General features: G+C 35.9%; 2 protein-coding genes. Both read right to left on the bottom strand.

Annotated features, from left to right (window positions below; genetic code table 11):
* Positions 1-162: 162 nt before the first annotated feature.
* Complete coding sequence (istB, locus tag ACM55H_RS17870; protein WP_416837805.1) at positions 163-900, bottom strand: IS21-like element helper ATPase IstB; 738 nt, start codon at positions 898-900, stop codon at positions 163-165.
* A gap of 16 nt (positions 901-916) precedes the next feature.
* Positions 917-2,464, bottom strand: a complete 1,548-nt coding sequence (istA, locus tag ACM55H_RS17875; RefSeq protein ID WP_416837806.1) for an IS21 family transposase — start codon at positions 2,462-2,464, stop codon at positions 917-919.
* Positions 2,465-2,644 lie beyond the last annotated feature (180 nt).

Here is a 2,644-nt window from a genome sequence, read left to right on the forward strand (position 1 = left end):
TGCAAATTCCAGTGATATTGACCACCCAATTCCAATTTAAAGTGACCACCTGATTCCAATTCAAAATGACCACCTAATTCCGGAGCAAAATGACCACCTCCATTTTTCATTAAAAACTACTCTTTTTCATCTGTTAATTAGTATTCAAATATACTTAAAATATTACCCTTTGTTTATGCCTCTTTTCTTTCTCATAGATTCTCCATGTAATTCGAGTCGGTGAGATTGATGTATGAGCCTGTCCAAAATTGCATCAGCTATGGTTTTTTCACCAATTATATCATACCAACCTTGCACTGGTATTTGTGATGTTACAATTATAGAGCCGTTATTATGCCTGTCTTCAATGATCTCTAAAAGGGTAATTCGGTTGTGACTATCTAATGCTTGGAGTCCAAAATCGTCAAGAATAATGACATCTTGCCTTTCAATTTTGGCAAGTTCTCGCAGGTAAGAGCCATCTGCTTTGGCCATTTTTAATTTAGCAAACAACTTCGAAGTATTAAAATAGCTCACCTTAAAGCCCTGTATGCAGGCTTGATAACCCAGTGCAGTGCCTAAATAGCTTTTGCCTACACCAGTACTTCCCGTGATTAAGATGTTTTCATTTTTTTCTACAAATTCACATTCTGCCAGACGTAGCACTATGTTGCGATCTAGATTACGGGTTTGGTCAAAATTGATACTTTCAATATTTGACTTGTAATGGAATCGGGCATTGGTGATACTGCGCTGAATACGACGATTGTGCCTTTCATCCCATTCCGCATCAATAATCATCGATACAAACTGATCGAGTGTGTAATGGTCTGTTTTTCCGCTTTCAATGGCTGTTTTAAAAGCATTATACATGCCATAAAGCTTCATTTGTTTCATTTTTGTTACTGTGGATTCATTCATGTTTTCAAGATTTAATTTAGTTATAATAATGTTTTCCTCTTATGTTACCGTGATTCGGGAGTTCTTGCTCGGGTTCTTGGTCAAAATCAATATGGTCTAAGTTGTTTTCTAAAATATTTTGTATCGTCTTAAAATTGTATATTTTAAAATCAAGTGCCCGTTTACAAGCATTTATTAATCGCTGCTTACCAACCTTTTTTTCGAAGTTTAATATTCCTAAACAACTTTTATAAGCCTGTTCAGGATGGTTTCTACTTTCGATTATCTGCATAATATATTCTCCCACTGATTCATCAATATTACTTGCCCAATCAATGAATCGAGCAGCACTCCATTGGGCTACAAATTGATGTGTACTTGCTAAATGCTCTGGGGTTGTGGTATAGACATACGGTTTGTAATTTCGTGCATGGACAGCTATCCGATTGTATTTATAATAGATTTCTACGGTTGATTTGGTATACAAGAGTTTGGCTTTTTTCTTTACATATTGATACGGAACACTGTAATAATTTTTGTCTTGACTTAATTGGACATGCCCGTTTTGCATTACTGTTGCAAAGGATTGGTATTTGATTTCAAAGCGTTCTTGTGGTAGTGGGCGTAGTTTTTGCTTCTCATCTTCTAAAAACAATTCTTTTCGAGAGTAAGGACGTCCAGTGAGTTTTCGACTGTTATGAGTATCTAATAAATCCCATATCTGCTGGTTTAACCCTTCAAGGCTAAAGAATTTGGTTTCTTTTAAGTTTACATAAATCCTTCTGTACAATATTTTAACAGCTCCTTCAACTAATGACTTATCTCTGGGTTTATAAGCCCTGGCTGGCAAGATTGTAGTTTCATAATGTTCCGCTAAATCGGCCAGGGTTTCATTAATTGTCGGCTCAAAACGACTACTTTTTATTACTGCGGATTTTAAATTATCCGGGACAATTGCCTCAGGAGTGCCTTCAAAAAAACGCATGGCATTTTCTACCGAAGTGACGAAATCTTCCTTTTGCTGGCTCATGGAGGCTTCGGCATACGTGTATTGACTGGCTCCCAATATGGCCACAAAAAATTGTACTTCTTTGATTTCTCCAGTGTCGTTATCAATAATGGAAAGTGTTTTTCCGGCATAATCCACATACATTTTATCGCCGGCTTTGTGATTCATATGCATTACTGGATTGACTCGTTTACTCCATACTTTGTAATGATGGGCAAATTGCGAACTCCTGTAACCATCAGGGTTTATGGCAATATATTGTTCCCACATATGTTGTATGGTAACGCCAACTTTTTTTAGTTCACGCTCCATTTTAGGGAAAAAATTATGAAGTGTCTGCAATTTGGGACTAATTGATTCCACAGTAGTCTGTGAAAACAAAAGTTCCAGTTCAGCATCTGTTTTTTTATCAATTAATTCAAAGTTTAATCCGAGAACTTCAAATAAAGAAATATACTTCTTTACCGTATTCCTGGAAAGGGATAAGTAGCTACTTATAAATAACTTACTCTTTCCATCACAATAGAATTTAATTACTTTTCTAATTTTACTCATGTCTGTTATTTTGTTTGCCATAATCCGTATTTTTTTAACGAATGTATGGTTCTAACAACATGAAAAAGTCAGTAGTTTTTAATAATCAATTTACCCCGAAATTAGGTGGTCAATTTGGATTGGAAAGTGGTGGTCAATTTGCTCCGGAACTGGTGGTCAATTTACACTGGAAAGTGGTGGTCAATTTGACCGGTTTTTCCA

It is taken from the genome of Flavobacterium cryoconiti, assembly GCF_048158645.1.
Taxonomy (GTDB): domain Bacteria; phylum Bacteroidota; class Bacteroidia; order Flavobacteriales; family Flavobacteriaceae; genus Flavobacterium; species Flavobacterium cryoconiti.

Excerpts from the sequence above, each read along its gene's own strand:
- istB (WP_416837805.1), bottom strand. The coding sequence starts at position 900 with ATGAATGAATCCACAGTAACAAAAATGAAACAAATGAAGCTTTATGGC.
- istA (WP_416837806.1), bottom strand. The coding sequence starts at position 2,464 with ATGGCAAACAAAATAACAGACATGAGTAAAATTAGAAAAGTAATTAAA.